16 protein-coding genes are annotated in these 15280 nt (G+C 25.9%); 9 read left to right on the top strand and 7 right to left on the bottom strand.

What is annotated here, in order from left to right; translation table 4 throughout:
* The 7 genes from ACXX84_RS03515 to mraZ form a co-directional block, all read right to left on the bottom strand.
* A partial coding sequence (locus ACXX84_RS03515; protein WP_458572912.1) for an MAG3090 family protein occupies window positions 1-733 on the bottom strand: 733 nt, incomplete at its 3' end.
* A 1645-nt stretch (window positions 734-2378) separates the two neighbouring features.
* On the bottom strand, window positions 2379-3059 hold the full coding sequence (locus tag ACXX84_RS03510) for a phosphorylase family protein (RefSeq protein ID WP_436358361.1): 681 nt from the start codon (window positions 3057-3059) through the stop codon (window positions 2379-2381).
* Window positions 3034-4113 (bottom strand): nicotinate-nucleotide adenylyltransferase, encoded by a 1080-nt coding sequence (locus ACXX84_RS03505; protein ID WP_458561092.1) that lies wholly within the window; start codon window positions 4111-4113, stop codon window positions 3034-3036. The genes ACXX84_RS03510 and ACXX84_RS03505 overlap by 26 nt, the downstream gene beginning before the upstream one ends.
* Before the next feature lie 114 nt (window positions 4114-4227).
* Window positions 4228-5397: a cell division protein FtsZ gene (locus tag ACXX84_RS03500; protein WP_458560653.1), complete on the bottom strand. Its 1170-nt coding sequence runs from the start codon at window positions 5395-5397 to the stop codon at window positions 4228-4230.
* Window positions 5390-6616, bottom strand: coding sequence for a hypothetical protein (locus ACXX84_RS03495; protein ID WP_436358364.1), 1227 nt, complete (start codon window positions 6614-6616; stop codon window positions 5390-5392). Before ACXX84_RS03495 ends, ACXX84_RS03500 begins: the two co-directional genes overlap by 8 nt.
* A 3-nt stretch (window positions 6617-6619) precedes the next feature.
* A complete protein-coding gene (gene rsmH / locus ACXX84_RS03490; protein WP_458561091.1) occupies window positions 6620-7522 on the bottom strand; it encodes a 16S rRNA (cytosine(1402)-N(4))-methyltransferase RsmH in 903 nt (300 codons plus the stop codon).
* Window positions 7522-7962: a division/cell wall cluster transcriptional repressor MraZ gene (gene mraZ / locus ACXX84_RS03485; RefSeq protein WP_436358366.1), complete on the bottom strand. Its 441-nt coding sequence runs from the start codon at window positions 7960-7962 to the stop codon at window positions 7522-7524. The genes rsmH and mraZ overlap by 1 nt, the downstream gene beginning before the upstream one ends.
* A 516-nt stretch (window positions 7963-8478) precedes the next feature.
* Here mraZ and ACXX84_RS03480 point away from each other — a divergent pair.
* Genes ACXX84_RS03480 through ACXX84_RS03440 form a run of 9 tightly spaced genes read left to right on the top strand, consistent with a single transcriptional unit; the run spans window position 8479 to window position 15013 of the window.
* Window positions 8479-8676: a hypothetical protein gene (locus ACXX84_RS03480; RefSeq protein WP_458572911.1), complete on the top strand. Its 198-nt coding sequence runs from the start codon at window positions 8479-8481 to the stop codon at window positions 8674-8676.
* Window positions 8669-9355: a F0F1 ATP synthase subunit A gene (locus ACXX84_RS03475; protein ID WP_458561089.1), complete on the top strand. Its 687-nt coding sequence runs from the start codon at window positions 8669-8671 to the stop codon at window positions 9353-9355. The genes ACXX84_RS03480 and ACXX84_RS03475 overlap by 8 nt, the downstream gene beginning before the upstream one ends.
* Before the next feature lie 23 nt (window positions 9356-9378).
* Window positions 9379-9663, top strand: a complete 285-nt coding sequence (gene atpE / locus ACXX84_RS03470) for an ATP synthase F0 subunit C (RefSeq protein ID WP_458557368.1) — start codon at window positions 9379-9381, stop codon at window positions 9661-9663.
* 6 nt (window positions 9664-9669) lie between these two features.
* Window positions 9670-10230: a F0F1 ATP synthase subunit B gene (atpF, locus tag ACXX84_RS03465; protein WP_458557367.1), complete on the top strand. Its 561-nt coding sequence runs from the start codon at window positions 9670-9672 to the stop codon at window positions 10228-10230.
* Between the two features lie 2 nt (window positions 10231-10232).
* Window positions 10233-10790: a F0F1 ATP synthase subunit delta gene (locus ACXX84_RS03460; RefSeq protein WP_458560657.1), complete on the top strand. Its 558-nt coding sequence runs from the start codon at window positions 10233-10235 to the stop codon at window positions 10788-10790.
* A 1-nt stretch (window position 10791) separates the two neighbouring features.
* Window positions 10792-12354: a F0F1 ATP synthase subunit alpha gene (gene atpA / locus ACXX84_RS03455; protein ID WP_458561088.1), complete on the top strand. Its 1563-nt coding sequence runs from the start codon at window positions 10792-10794 to the stop codon at window positions 12352-12354.
* 3 nt (window positions 12355-12357) lie between these two features.
* Complete coding sequence (atpG, locus tag ACXX84_RS03450; protein ID WP_436358373.1) at window positions 12358-13212, top strand: ATP synthase F1 subunit gamma; 855 nt, start codon at window positions 12358-12360, stop codon at window positions 13210-13212.
* A gap of 19 nt (window positions 13213-13231) precedes the next feature.
* On the top strand, window positions 13232-14626 hold the full coding sequence (gene atpD, locus ACXX84_RS03445; protein WP_458557365.1) for a F0F1 ATP synthase subunit beta: 1395 nt from the start codon (window positions 13232-13234) through the stop codon (window positions 14624-14626).
* Between the two features lie 9 nt (window positions 14627-14635).
* Complete coding sequence (locus ACXX84_RS03440) at window positions 14636-15013, top strand: hypothetical protein (RefSeq protein ID WP_436358375.1); 378 nt, start codon at window positions 14636-14638, stop codon at window positions 15011-15013.
* Window positions 15014-15280 lie beyond the last annotated feature (267 nt).

The following is a 15280-nucleotide window of genomic DNA, read 5'->3' as shown; positions in this document are numbered from 1 at the left end:
CTTTTTCAATGTATACTGGAACTTCTTTAACAACTTCCTTAACTACTTCTTTTTCTACAAAAACAGGTTTTTCTTTTTCAACAATAACTTTTTCCGGTTCTTTATCTAAAGATTCAAGAATTTTTTTCTTTAAGTTTTCAATTTCCTTTCTTAAAGCTTCTTTATCAGAATTGCTGTCTCTTAATTTTTCCATCAAAACAGCAATTTCTTTTGCATAAGATCCGTTAGAATTTTTAAATAATTCTTCAAGATCTGCCATTTGTCTGTTTAATCTTTCTATTTCTCTATCTTTGCTTGAAAGTTTTCTTTCTGGAATATAATCATCATTTGCTGGGAAATATGTTTTGTGATCAGCAAGAATTTTGTAATCAACTATTTCTTTTAAGAATTGATCTGCTTGTTCTTGATTTCTTAATCTTGAAGTTGGGAAAATGTAAAATTCTTCCATTGCTTCTTCATACTTAATGTCTCCATCGAATTTTTCAGTGTTTAATTCAAATTCAAAACCATCTTCAGTTTTGTCCATGATTAATAATCCACCAAAGATTCTTTTTTCTGTTTGGAATCAGATTGCACTTTCATATCCTACTGCTAAGAATCAGTTCATAGCTTCTTTTCTTGTTTTAAATAAAGCTAATCCGTGTTTTAGTTTTGGGTGTTTTAACACTCATGGGTAAGTTTTAGAGAATTTTTTATCAAAGTCTCTATTAAATTGGCATAATAAACGTTTCATAATTTTCCTTTTTGTATATTTTATAAAATACTTTTTATTTTGTTTTTATTCATAAATTATATTACAATCAAAAAAAAAAAAAAACAATTTTAAAAACTGATGCATAATTTTTACCTTAAAAGTTCTAAAAATTATTTATTTTTTTATATAAAAAACTAAAATATTGCATAAATTTTCCTAATATAAAGGCTTTTTCCTTTATATTTGAAAAAACATCAAAAATAAAAATTTTAAATAATTTTGCTATGTAAAACTAAGTAAACAAGTTATAAATTATTCTTTATTTTTTAAAATAATTAAAAAGATTTTTTAACACTGATTTTAGGAAAAATAAACCAAAAAACCCAACTTTTTCCGTATTTTCGTAACAAAATAAATTCTGTGGTAATATTAAAATGTGACTAAGTTTTTATGTCACAGAAAGGGGTGAGAAATTGTTTTATTTCAAAGTAGAATCATGGAAAATATATTAATTTTATTAATAATCATTTTATTTATAATTAAGTAAAAGTTTAAAAAATAAAATTAATTTTTCACGACCTAATATAAAAACTCCATTATATAGGTGGAAATGGAGTCCCGTCATTCTTAATTGACGGGTTTTTTTAATACTTTTTTAAAAGTTGATACTATGTATTAAAAAATATTTTTTCTTTTTAAATGTTATTCTATTATAGTGCCGTTTGACAATGAAAATTTCTTTTATAATAATTAGTATATCCAACCGTTGTAAAGTTTTTAAAAAATTATTTAAAAAGTTATCTTTGGTAATAATAAAAATTAGAAAATAATCCTAAATATTTGGGAATGATAGACATAAACAGGAGCATTTAATTTTCAAACAATCGTTTTTGAATGAATTTAAAAGTAAAATAATTAAAGTAAATCTTTAAATTATAAAACTGATGAAAGTAAAGATAATATCAAATATTAATACGCTATAAAAGGAATTTTATCAAAAATAGTATAAAGAAAAACAAAAACAATAAAATCAACCATTTTTGGTTGATTTTGTCTTTTTTACTATTAACTGGAAAACTCTGGATAATAATTTTATTTATACTTAAATAAAGTTTGAAAAAATAAAATTATTTTTTGAAGTTGAAAATAAAAAAACTCCATTATATAGGTGGCAATGGAGTTTTTGTTTAACTTAATTTATTTAAATTAAACTTGGTTGTGAAAAATTGTTTTACATTATTATTATAGCACTTTTCTGAAATATTTATAAAATTTTTGCAAATTTGTAAATTATTAATCAAAATGTTCGGGGGGTTTTATTAATTAAAATGTCATCTTCACTAATGATTTATTGTTAATTGCTTTAACAAATACATTTTCCTATCTATTTTATTTCAGCAAAATCCGCCAAAAATCCCGATTTTTTCTGGTTTTGTTACAAAATAAATTCTGTACTAATATTAAAATGTGACTAGTTCAATCAATAATAGAAAATAATGAAAATTATTTTAATTTAAAGACAAAACGATGGTAAATATACTAATTTTATTAAAAAAACTCCACTGTCGGTAGAAATGGAGTTTTTGTTTAACTTAATTTATTTAAATTAAACTTGGTTGTGAAAAATTGTTTTACATTATTATTATAGCACTCTTTTCTTAATACGTAAATATTATTAAGAAAATTAATTATCAATTATCTTGCTAATTAAAAATAAAAAAGCTTTTTTTGATGATTCTTTTATTCTAAAATTAATATCTAGTTTATTATCTATATCTTGCGAAATTTTGTCAGAAATTGCTTTTACACTAAAAAAATTAATTTTGTTTTGAGAACAAACTTGTGCAATGGCAAAACTTTCCATATCGAAAATTTCACATTTTGTTTTTTTGTAGAATTCTAGAGCTTTTTCTTTGGAATCAAGAAATGAATTTGAAGAACAGATATTGCTGTATTTTACTTTTTCTATTATTTTTATTTTATTTAAAAAATACTGTTTTTCCCCTGGTGTTTGTCCAAAATTGTATCAAGGAGTTTGCGTATCAATATTAAAAAATTTTTTTGGAATCACTATCTCAAAAATATCATGTTTTTTAGATATTGAACCAACTGCACCAAAATTATAAACATTTTCAATCTTATTAAAAACAGAAAGTAGTAAAGTAGTGCTACTTGCAGCATTAATTAATCCAATACCAGAATATAAAACTACTAGAAAATTATTGTTTTTTTCAAAAACTAAAAATTTTTTATTTAGTTTTTTAATAGTCTTTTTTAAGTTTCATCCTTCTTGAATAAGTAAATGCTCTTCTTCTTGATCGGCAATTATTAATGCGTTTTTAATCTTTGTTAAGTCAATAATCATAAATATCTAATTGTTCTTTTGAAACTGTGGTTTTGTTTAAATTAAAATGTTTAATGTGCTCTACTACTTTTTTAAAAGCTAAATCAAAATCGCTAAAAGCTAAATTTCTAATAGCTTGTATTCCTTCTCATTTTCTACCTTGACACAATTTATCTGCCATAAAAACAATCTTGTCTAAAGTTGACATTTCATAATTAATAGAAGTGTGCACAGAAATAGCTCTAACTATTTCTGGATTTTGCACTTTATAATATTTATCTAATCATAAAGAAGCTGTAGTTTGGTGTAATTTATAATCAGGAATTTCTTTTTCATCTATATCATTTTTTACTAAAAAATCTCTATGCATTTCTATTGTTCATCTTTTTGTTAAATCATGAACTAGTCCAGAAAATCAAGCTATTTTTGCATTATAATTTAAACTTTTTGCATACTCAGCAGCAAGCGATGCTGTTGCTCTACAATGTTTATTTAACTTGGCATCTGTAGTGTTATTTAAAATTTCTAAAATATAAAGAAAATTCTTTCCGATATATTCAATTGTTTGGTTAAATAAATTACTAAAATCCCCTAATTTAACTTCCGTTGAAGAAGCGGGGAAAATTTCGTTGTTTAATAAAATACAATTAAATTTTTTTAAATTTTCCTTATTTAGTTTATTTTCCCTTTTAAAAATAACAATTTTCACTAATGAACTGATTTTTTCTATCTCTTTTCATTTGTGTAATTTATCCAAATTATCTGAACCTAAAATTAAAAATAATTCGTCATTTGGGAATTTATTTTTAAAATAATTAACAGTGTCAATAGTGTAACTTACTCCTTTACGATTTATCTCAAATAAAGAAATTTCCGTATTTTCTGGTTTAACATCATTGATCATTTTTACACGATCATTTCAATCTTCGTATTTACTTTTTCTTTTAAATGGACTTTTAAAAGCTGGAACAAAAAAGAATTTATCTAGAGATAAAATTTTTAGTGATTGTTCTGCTACCTTTATATGCCCTTTATGAATGGGATCAAACGATCCTCCAAATATACCAATTTTCATTTTTTAATTATAATAAAAAAAAGAAAAATTGAAGCGAAAAACTTCAATTTAACCAGTTTAAACTTGCTTTTAAAGGTTTTTAAAGTTAATATTGCAAACTTCTAAGACATCGTTTTACAAGTTGTTCTTTAAAAAACTAGGGAGTGATAATTCTGAATTATCTTCTTCCTCTTCATTAAAAGTTGTTGAATCTTCTGAAATACTACTATTTTGAAATAATGGACTATTAAAACTTTCATTATTGTTATATGTAGAATCACTATAAGTGTTTGTGTGTTGAGAATCTAAAGTTGACATAGAAGCAGTATTATTAATCAAATCTAAATTTTTATAAGAGTTAGAACTTCTTTCTAAACCAGAAGCAACTAGGGAAATTTTCAGTGATTTATCACTATTATTTTTAGAAATTAATCCTTGAATAATATTAACATTTTCTCCTGTTGCATTTTTAATTAAATCAATAATTAAACTAATTTCTTGGAAAGTTACAGCTGAACCGCTAATATTAACGATAACATCTGTACATCCTGTGATTTCGTGTTCTAAAATGTTGGAAAAAATAACTTTTTGTGCTGCTTTTTCTGCTCTGTCTTTACCTGATGCACTTGCATCGTTCATTATTATTTCACCTTTGTTTTTAGTTACAAATAATAAATCGGCAAAATCGACATTTTGAACACCAACTTCATTAATTATTTCATTAATAATGTTTAAGGTTTTTTCTAATATTGTATTAGAGAATTTAAGTGAATGTTCATTAGAAACTGAACCATAATTAGCAAGTAGTTTTTGATTAGAGACAATAATTAGTCCATCAACTATTTTTTTAAGTTCTTCAATTCCTTGAAGAGCATTATTTTTAATTCTTTCACCTTCGTGTTCAAAAGGAGTTGTAACTACAGCAATAACTAAAGAAGCAGTTTTTTTAGCAATTTCTGCTACAACTTTAGATGCTCCAGTTCCTGTTCCTTTTCCCATTCCAGCAGCTATAATAACAATATCTGCATCTTTGATTCTATCTTCAATTTCTTGTTGACTTTCTAAGGCACATTCAAAACCAATTTTAGGGTTACTTCCTGCACCAAAGCCTTTTCTTTTTTCGTAATCACCAAGGTAAATTACTTTATTTTCATCAAAATAACTCAAGGATTGTGCATCTGTATTTAATGCTATATATTCAACATTAGGTAAGTTATATTCCATTAAGGTTTTTATGGAGTTGTTTCCACAACCACCAATACCTAAAACTTTTATTTTTATGTTGTTTTTAAAAGTATTATGCATGTTTTATCCTTTTTGTTAGTAATTTGTTTAAAAAATTTAAGAATTTATTACCTTTGAAAATTAATTCATCTGTTGAATAAGGTTGAGTATTAATTAAAAAGTGTTCACTTTTACTTAAATCAATATTATTATATGATTTTTCGATGTATTTTATTCCTTCTAAAATTTCTTTTGCATCTTTGGAAATTAAAGGGTGGAATTTAGAGTTAAAAATAATAATTTTTTTGTTGATTTTTTGTTCAATCAAAGATAAAAATATAGTATTTTGTTCTTCTTTTTTATTTAGAAAAATTGCAAATTCACTGTAATTTTCTATGTTTTTGATTTCATTAACAACAAGTTCAGCAATTTTGTTATAATGTTTTTCTAACACAGTTTTAAATTCTAAAACAGTTAATTTATTTTTAATTAAACTAGTAGAGGGTTTGATTATGGATAAGCTATCTCCATATATATTAACTAGTTCATCTACTTGATTTTTTTCTAAATTTAATTCTTTTGCAACTATTTTATTAATATCTGCAAAAGAAGAAGCAATATCTTTAATTTGTTTAATATGCCCTTGTTCTATAACTGAAATTTTAGTATTAGAACTATTTAAATTAATTATTATTTTTTTAGAATCTTGATTATTTAAATCTAGATTAATAAGTCTATCTAATGATATTAATTCAGTAAAAAATGATTCAATTTCTAAATTTAATTGTGAAAATAAATTATTTATTTCTTGATATAAATTGTTTTCTAAAAAAGTAAATGAATACTTAATTTCAATAGAATCAGCATTTTTTAATAAAGGTTTTTCATTACCTTCATAAATTAATATACCGTTTTTATATGTTTTGTATTCTTGTGGAATGATAGAAATAAAGGTATGATTAGAAATTAAATTGTTTTGTTTTGCTTGAGTTAAATTTCTATTTATTTCTTCACTTGTGATTGTTTTTTTATGGTTTAAAATTTCGGTTTCAACTGAATAAAGATTAGTTTCAAAAAGAAAATTGTCGCTCAAAGAAATAAAAATTTTTTTAATATTTGTTTTGATTTTTTTATTTAGAGACTGCATCGCATCTCTATAAAAATCAAAAACTTCTTTTTGTAATAAGTTTTTTTCATTAAAGATTAAAACTTTTTCGTTTTTTATTTCTTCAAAAGCTAAGATTGCACATTCTTGTAAAGATGTGTCAATTTTAGCAACAACCTTTATATTTCTTTTCATTTTTTACTCCACTAATCTTGTTAAAATACGTAATTTTGCACTTCTACTTCTTTTGTTTTGTTTTATTTCCTCATCAGAAGGTAAAATTGATTTTGCAATTCATTTTTTTTCTTGCATTATCGGAATCCGATAATCAACTTCATTTTCTGATATTAATTGTTTAAAAAATTTCTTTACTATTCGATCTTCGATTGAATGAAAGGAAATTATGAGTAATTTTCCATTAACTTTAAGAAAATCAATAGCATTTTCTAATAAAGTATTTAGAGATTCTAATTCGTTATTAACAGCAATTCTAATAGCTTGAAATACGGCTTTTGCAGGATTTTTCATTCTTACAACCTTAGCAGGTAATGATTTCCTGATTACTTCTACCAACTCTAAAGTTGTATTAATGGGTCTGCATTGAACTATAGCTTTCGCAACTCTTTGTGGGAGCATTACATCAGCGTTTTGTTTAAATATTTCTACTAATTCACTTTCTGAAAAATTATTGACAATATAATGAGCATCCAAAGTTTGACTTTGGTCCATTCTCATATCTAGACGATAATCCTTATTATAAGAAAAACCTCTGGAAGTTTCATCTAATTGTGGAGATGAAACTCCTAAATCTACTAATATGCCATCTACTTTATTTATATTAAGTTTTTCTAATTCGCTTTTGATATTTTTAAAATCACTATGAATTAAAGTGAAATTTCCAGATATTGAACTGAGTTTTTGTTCACTTTTCTTAATTGCTTCAATATCCTTATCAAATGCATATAGATGACCATTTTTAAGTTTTTCTAAAATCTTAGATGAGTGTCCCGCTCTTCCGAGCGTTAAATCTAGATATATACCATTTTCATTAATTTCTAATTTTTCAATTACTTCTTTTAATAAAACAGGAAAATGTTCCATTATAATTCAACTCCACTTTCAAATAAAGTTTTTTGGAGCTCATCCATCTCTTCATCATCAAGGAATTTAGATTGCTGTTTTTCGTATTTTTCTTTTGGTCAGAGTTCTAATTTTTCTCCAACCCCAATTAAATACGCTTCTTTTTCGATAGAGCAAGTTTTTAATAATGTTTTTGGTAAGACAATTCTTCCAACTTTGTCAATAGTAACATCAGTTGTATTTCCAAAGAAAAATCTTGCAAATTCTCTAACTGCTTTATTTAAAGAGTTATTTTTTTTAAGTTTTTCTTTGATTAAGTCAAATTCTTCTTTAGAACGAATTTCAATGACTTTATCTAAACCGATTGAAACATAAACATAATCACCTAATTTTTCTCTGAAATTAGAAGGGATTATGATTCTGTTCTTTTCGTCAATAGTTTTTAAATGACTTCCAAACATTACCACTCCTTACCACTATCTACCACATTATAATACTTTTTTGGAACTTTTTTATAAAAAAAGATAATTTTTTTTCATATTTTATTTTTGCCAAAATAGTTTTGAAATGATTTGGAAAAACTTTTTTTAGCAAAAAACACACTTTACAGTGTTTTTTTGTTATTTTTTTTTCTTTTTCATATAATTTGCTAAAAAATATATGCTTTTTTGCAAAAAAGAATAAAATTATAAGGACTTGAGAAATCTTGTCAAAATGGAGTTATATTGAAAGAAAAAATAAAAGAATTTTTGAACTTGATATTTTTATATATTTTTATATATTTAATAGTTTTTATAGTTTTTGTTATTTTTTCTATTTGAAATTATTCTCTGCTATTAGGATGAATTTTTTCATTTATTTCTGTGAATATAACTTTTTTTAGTAAAATTTTTACTTTAGAGTTACTAAAAAAGGTTAATATTAATACAAATAGCAAAAAAAAGAATTTTTTTTACACAATTGGAATAGTCTTTAGTTTGTTTTCATTAATATTTCATGTATTATTAATTATTGCTATTGTCTTTATTAATAAAGCATTTACAAATACAAATGACATACAAGTTATTTTATTTCCTATAAATTTAATAACTTATATTATTGGAAATTCACTTGTTTTACCAGTTGTTGTAATTAATTTAATTATTAAAAAAATAAAGGATAAAAAGAATGGATAAATGATTAGAAAATTGAAATCAACCACAACTTTTTACTCTTTTTATATTAGTTTTTTTAGTTGTTGTAACATCATTGATTTTATACTTTCAAATTAAAAAAACAAAAAAAGATAAAGCACCTACAACGGTTGTTTATATAACTGAACAATACTTTGGTATTGTTGAATCAATTGTAGATGAAAGTGGTCTTAAAGGTAAATTGTCAACAAATATTAAACCTTATATATTTACTTTATTTACCTTTTTACTTTTTGGAAATCTACTTTCTTTATTTGGATTAGAACCAATAGGAAGTACATATTCCGTAACATTCACATTGGCTTTTGTATCCTGAAGTGGAATTTATGTCATAGGTATTACTATGCAAAAATGGAGATTTTTCAAAAAATTTCTTAATCCGCTTGAAATAATTTCAATTCCTGCACCATTAATTTCTTTATCATTCAGGATGTTTGGTAATATAATTGGTGGTTCAACTATTTTGATTTTATTTTATGCAGGTACACAATTTGTATGATCATTATTGCCAATAGCTGGATTTAGCGTTTTTAACTTGCCAGCAGCAATATTCTTTGCGCCACTAATATTCTATTTTGATATTTTTGGTGTAGTAATTCAAGCATATGTCTTCACTTTACTAACTACAACTTATTGAAGTACAAATGCTGAAGTTGAATAATAATAAAATAAGGAGATTTTAAAATGACAAATGAAATTATCGAAATTGCTTCAAAATTAGATCCTAAAGTTTCAGCAAATTCTACAGGGATTGGTCTTGTTGCAATTGGAGCAGGTCTAGCTATGGTTGGAGCTCTTGGTGTTGGAGCTGGTCAAGGATTTGCAGCAGGTAAAGCTGCTGAAGCTGTAGGGAGAAACCCAGAAGCAGAGAAAAAAATCAACAAATTAATGATTATTGGTGCTGCTATTGCTGAAACTTCTTCAATTTATGCACTTGTTATTGCAATACTTTTAATTTTTGTTTATTAGATTAAAATGGATCAATTAATTTTAAAACAATTCAGTTCAGATGGAAAAGTTGATGCAAGTGAAGATATTTCCAATCTATTTAAAAATATTTTTCCAAACCCTTGAGTAATTCTTGCAACTGTTATCGCCTTCTTAATTGTATTCTTTTCTTTATTTTTCTTTGTTCATAAACCTATTAAAAAGGTAATTGAAGAAAGAAGACAATTCATTCAAGATAACATCGATGAAAGTGTCAAAAATAAAGAAAAATCCATAGTTTTAGAAGAAAAAAGAAATACAGAACTTTGAGAAGCAAGAATTGCAGCAGCTGGTATTATTAACCAAGCTAAAATCGAGTCTGAAAAAATAGCAAATCAATACATTACTAATGCTAAAAGAGAAGCAAAAAGAATTATTGAAGATGGACACAAAAATATTTCACAGCAACAAAAGAAATTTGAAGAGGAATCTAGAGAAGAAATTATTACAGTTGCAACTAAATTAGCATCAAAAATTTTAGAAAAACACGTAAGTCACTACGAAGAAAAAGAACTTATTGATAAATTACTTAATGAGGTTTATGAATAATTATGAATACAATAAGTAGTGAAAGAATTAATGGTTATGCACAAGCTATTTTTCAAATTGCATTAGAACAAAAAAAAGTTGATGTTTTTTACAAACAAACAGAAAAACTAAGTGAAATCTTTAAAAAAGAAGAAGATTTACTTCCATATTTAAAAAGTTTTGAGATCGAATTTGAACTAAAAGAAGAATTAATCGATGCTTCTTTTGCGAAAACTTATCAAACAGAACTTGTAAATATGATTAAACTTTTAGTTCAAAATCACTTTATAAGTTCAATTAATTATATTTTTAATAAATTTGAAAAATATGCTCTTGACTATTTAAAACAGAAAAAAGGTATTGTTTATTCAAGTCATAAGTTGAATAAAGAATATATGGACAAAATTATTGATTTTATTGAAACAAAAATCAATAAAAAAGTAATTTTAAAAAATGAAATTGATAAAAAACTAATTGCTGGTATCAAAATTATTATAGATGATTTAATTTTTGAAAATTCAATCAATTCTCAATTAAATCAAATAAAAGATCATATACTTAAAGGAAAGAGAGAAAAATAATATGCCATTAAAAACAAGTGATATTTCAGCATTAATAAAAGCACAAATTAAGTCATATGGCAAAAAAATCATTTCTGACGAAGTTGGAAAAGTAATTTCAGTTGGTGACGGAATCGCTCTTGTATCCGGACTAGAAAAGGTTGGTCTTGGGGAACTAGTTGAATTTCCTAATAACATTTATGGTATGGCTTTAAACATAGAAAGCGACTTTGTCGGAGTTGTTATCATGGGTAAAGAAAACCAAGTTGTTGAAGGCGATTTAGTTAAAAGAACTAAAAAAATCATTTCTGTTCCTGTCGGAGAACAAATGGTTGGAAGAGTTATTAATGCTCTTGGAGAACCTATTGATGGTAAAGGTGCAATTGACTTTAGCAAAAGAAGAGAAATCTTTGTTGAAGCTCCTGGAGTTATGAAAAGAAAAGAAGTTAACGAACCTTTAAAAACAGGTATATTAGCTATTGACTCAATGGTTCCAATTGGAAAAGGTCAACGTGAATTAATTATTGGTGACCGTCAAACAGGGAAAACTGCTGTTGCTATTGATGCAATTTTAAACCAAAAAGGACAAAATGTCCACTGTGTTTATGTAGCAATTGGACAAAAAAATTCCACAGTTGCACAAATTGTTAATAAACTTCAAAACAGTGGTGCAATGGAATATACAACAGTTGTTGTTGCTGGAGCTTCTGAACTTGCTCCTTTACAATATATTGCTCCTTACTCAGGAGTAACTATTGCCGAAGAGTGAATGTATAAAGGGAAAAATGTGCTAATTGTTTATGATGATTTATCAAAACACGCAGTTGCTTACCGTACACTTTCACTTCTTTTAAGAAGACCACCTGGTAGAGAAGCATATCCTGGAGATATCTTCTACCAACACTCATATTTACTTGAAAGAGCTGCTAAACTTAATCAAGAAAATGGTGGTGGTTCAATTACAGCACTACCTATTATAGAAACACAAGCAGGGGATATTTCAGCATATATTCCTACAAACGTTATTTCTATAACAGATGGTCAAATCTTTATGAAAGAGGCTTTATTTAACTCTGGACAAAAACCTGCTGTTGATGTTGGTTTCTCTGTTTCTAGGGTTGGTTCAAGTGCTCAAACTAAAGCTATGAAATTTGTTTCTTCTTCATTGAAATTACAATTAGCTCAATATAATGAATTAAAATCATTTGCTCAATTTGGTTCAGATTTAGATGAAACAACAAGAAGAATTTTAGATCACGGTTCTAAAGTTTATGAATTGTTAAAACAATGACAATATATTCATTTTGACCAAAACGATCAAGCCATTATTTTACTTTCTGTTAAAGATAAACTAATTAATCCAATTCCAAAAGAATACATTTTACAATATAGAGATGAATTAGTTAACTTTATAAACAGCGATACTAAAGCCTTAGAATTAAAGGCTGAATTGATTAAAGAAAGAGCATTTAACGACGAATTATTAGTTGAATTTAAAAAATTAATAAGAAGTTTTATTTTAGAATTTATCAACAAAATTCCTAACTATGATGCTTCTTTATATCCTGCAATGCCGGAGTTATAGAAAATGGCTTCTAATCAAAAAATAAAAACTAGAATTAATTTAATTTCAAATACAAGAAAAATAACTAAAGCAATGGAATTACTCTCCAGTGCTAAATTAAGAAGAATGAAAAATAATTTCCTTTCTATTCAAGAATATTCAAATTCTATCAAAAGCATTTTAAGTTCATTAGCACAAAAAACTAAAAACATTAGCGAAATTTTTACTTTAAATAAAGAAGCACCAAAATTATTTATTATCATTACTTCCGATTTAGGATTATGTGGTGGATATAACAGCAATATCTACAAATTAACTAAAAAGGAAATTGGTAAAAATGATAAACTAATAATTTTCGGAAATAAAGGAATTTCCCTTTTTAAAGACTTTGAAACTCAAGTTATTCAAAAACATTCTAACTATGGAGATGACTTAAACTATTCACTAGTAAATAATGTTATCAACAAAATAAAAGAACTTTTAGAATCTAAATCAGTTTCAGAAGTAAATTTAGTTTATACCAAATTTATTAATAGTGTGCTTTATGAACCACTAATTAAAAAATTGTTACCACTAAATAACGATCAAAAAAGTGATTTTAATATTAGCGACAATGAAAATAATGTCTTAGTAGAATTTGAACCTAATCCAGAAATTATTTTAAAAAATCTTATCCCTTTATATATGGGTTCTACAATTTACAATGCTTTAGCTGAATCTAAAATTTCCGAAATGTCTTCAAGAAGAACAGCTATGGAAAATGCATCAAATAATGCAGATGAAATTATTAACAATTTACAAATTGTCTTTAATAGAGCAAGACAATCTTCTATTACTCAAGAAATAACTGAGATAATAGGTGGAACAACAACAAAATAATAAAGAAAGGAAGGAAACTATGGAAAAAAATATAGGTAAAATTGTTCAAATTTTAGGTCCTGTTATTGACGTAAAATTTGAATCAGGTAGACTTCCAGCTTTACTTAATGCTTTAGAAGTTAATCTTAATGCAAACAAAAAAATTATCCTTGAAGTTGAACAACACATTGGTGATGATGTAGTTAGAACTATCGCCATGGAAATGACTTATGGACTTTCTAAAGGACTTGAAGTTGTAGATACAGGAAAACCAATTCAAGTACCTGTAGGAAAAGAAATTCTTTCTAGAATGTTCAATGTGCTTGGTGAACCTATTGATGAATTAGGTTCAGTGGATGCAAAACTAAAAATGCCTATCCACGCTACTCCACCAACTTACGAAGATCAAAAATCAACTTCTGAAATTTTAGTTACAGGAATTAAGGTTATCGACTTATTAATCCCTTATGTTAAAGGTGGAAAAATCGGTTTATTTGGTGGAGCTGGAGTTGGAAAAACAGTTCTTGTGCAAGAACTTATTAACAACATAGCTACTCAACATGGTGGTCTCTCTGTTTTTGCAGGAGTTGGAGAACGTTCAAGAGAAGGTAATGATCTCTATCACGAAATGAAAGCTGCAGGAGTTTTAGACAAAACAGCACTTGTTTTTGGTCAAATGAATGAACCTCCCGGAGCTAGAATGAGAGTTGCTTTAACAGGACTAACAATGGCTGAATACTTTAGAGATAAACTAAATCAAGACGTTCTTTTATTTATTGATAATATCTTTAGATTTACTCAAGCAGGTTCCGAAGTATCTACATTACTTGGAAGAATCCCTTCAGCGGTTGGTTACCAACCAACTCTTGCTACAGAAATGGGACAATTGCAAGAAAGAATTACTTCTACAAGAAATGGTTCTATAACTTCAGTACAAGCAGTTTATGTACCTGCAGATGACTTAACTGACCCTGCACCTGCAACAACATTTGCTCACCTAGATGCTAAAACAGTTCTAGATAGAAACATTGCTGCTCTTGGTATTTATCCAGCAGTTGATCCACTTGCTTCAGGTTCAAGAATGCTTGATCCGCTTGTAATTGGTGAAGAACACTATAGTGTTGCTAGAAAAGTTTTAGAAATTTTACAAAAATTTAAAGAATTACAAGATATTATTGCTATCCTTGGTATGGATGAACTTTCTGAAGAAGATAAAAGAACTGTTTCAAGAGCAAGAAGACTTAGAAACTTCTTATCTCAACCTTTCTTTGTTGCTGAAAAATTCTCAGGTATTTCAGGTAAATTTTTACCATTAGAAGATACAATTAGAAGTTTCAAAGAAATCATTGAAGGTAAACACGATTCATTACCAGAAGAAGCATTTTTATATGTTGGTTCAATTGAAGAAGCAATTGAAAAAGCTAAAAAACTTTAATTATTAATTATGAAAATAACTAAACTAAAAATAATTACTCCTAATGGGGTATTTTTAGAAAAAAATATCGAAATTATTACTTTAAAAACCACTGAAGGATATAAAGGATTGCAATATGGAATTCAACCATTTGTTGCATCAATAGTTCCATCCAAAGCTTTTATCAAAAGCGAAAACAAAGAAGAAATAATTTATATTAAATCTGCAATTGTATATGCTCAAAAAGAATTAATAACTATTATTAGTGATTCAGTATCATATGATTCAAATATCATTGACATTAATGATGAATCTAATAAAACTCATGATACTAAAGCTAAAAGTTCAATAGAAGATGTACAAAAAGAAATTCAAATTAAAAAAGAAATAGAAAAAGCACAAAAATAGTCCTTAATTGGACTATTTTTTAATCTTAAATTTTTGGCGTTTAAATAGGGTTTTACCTTTGCAAAAATAATTAATGCCATCTTTCTTCTTTCATAATTTCAATCAAAGCATTTAATTCTAACATTGTTTTTTGGTAATTAAAAACATAATGTAAATAATAAGTTTGATTTTTAGTAATAACTTTAATACTATCTTTCCCTTTTTCATAAAAATCCCGTCTTTCCCAGTTGACGGGATTTTTTTCTTTTTTTTCATATATTTAATACT

This window comes from Mycoplasma sp. AC157, from assembly GCF_054343415.1.
This window is presented reverse-complemented; position numbering and strand designations above follow the sequence as displayed.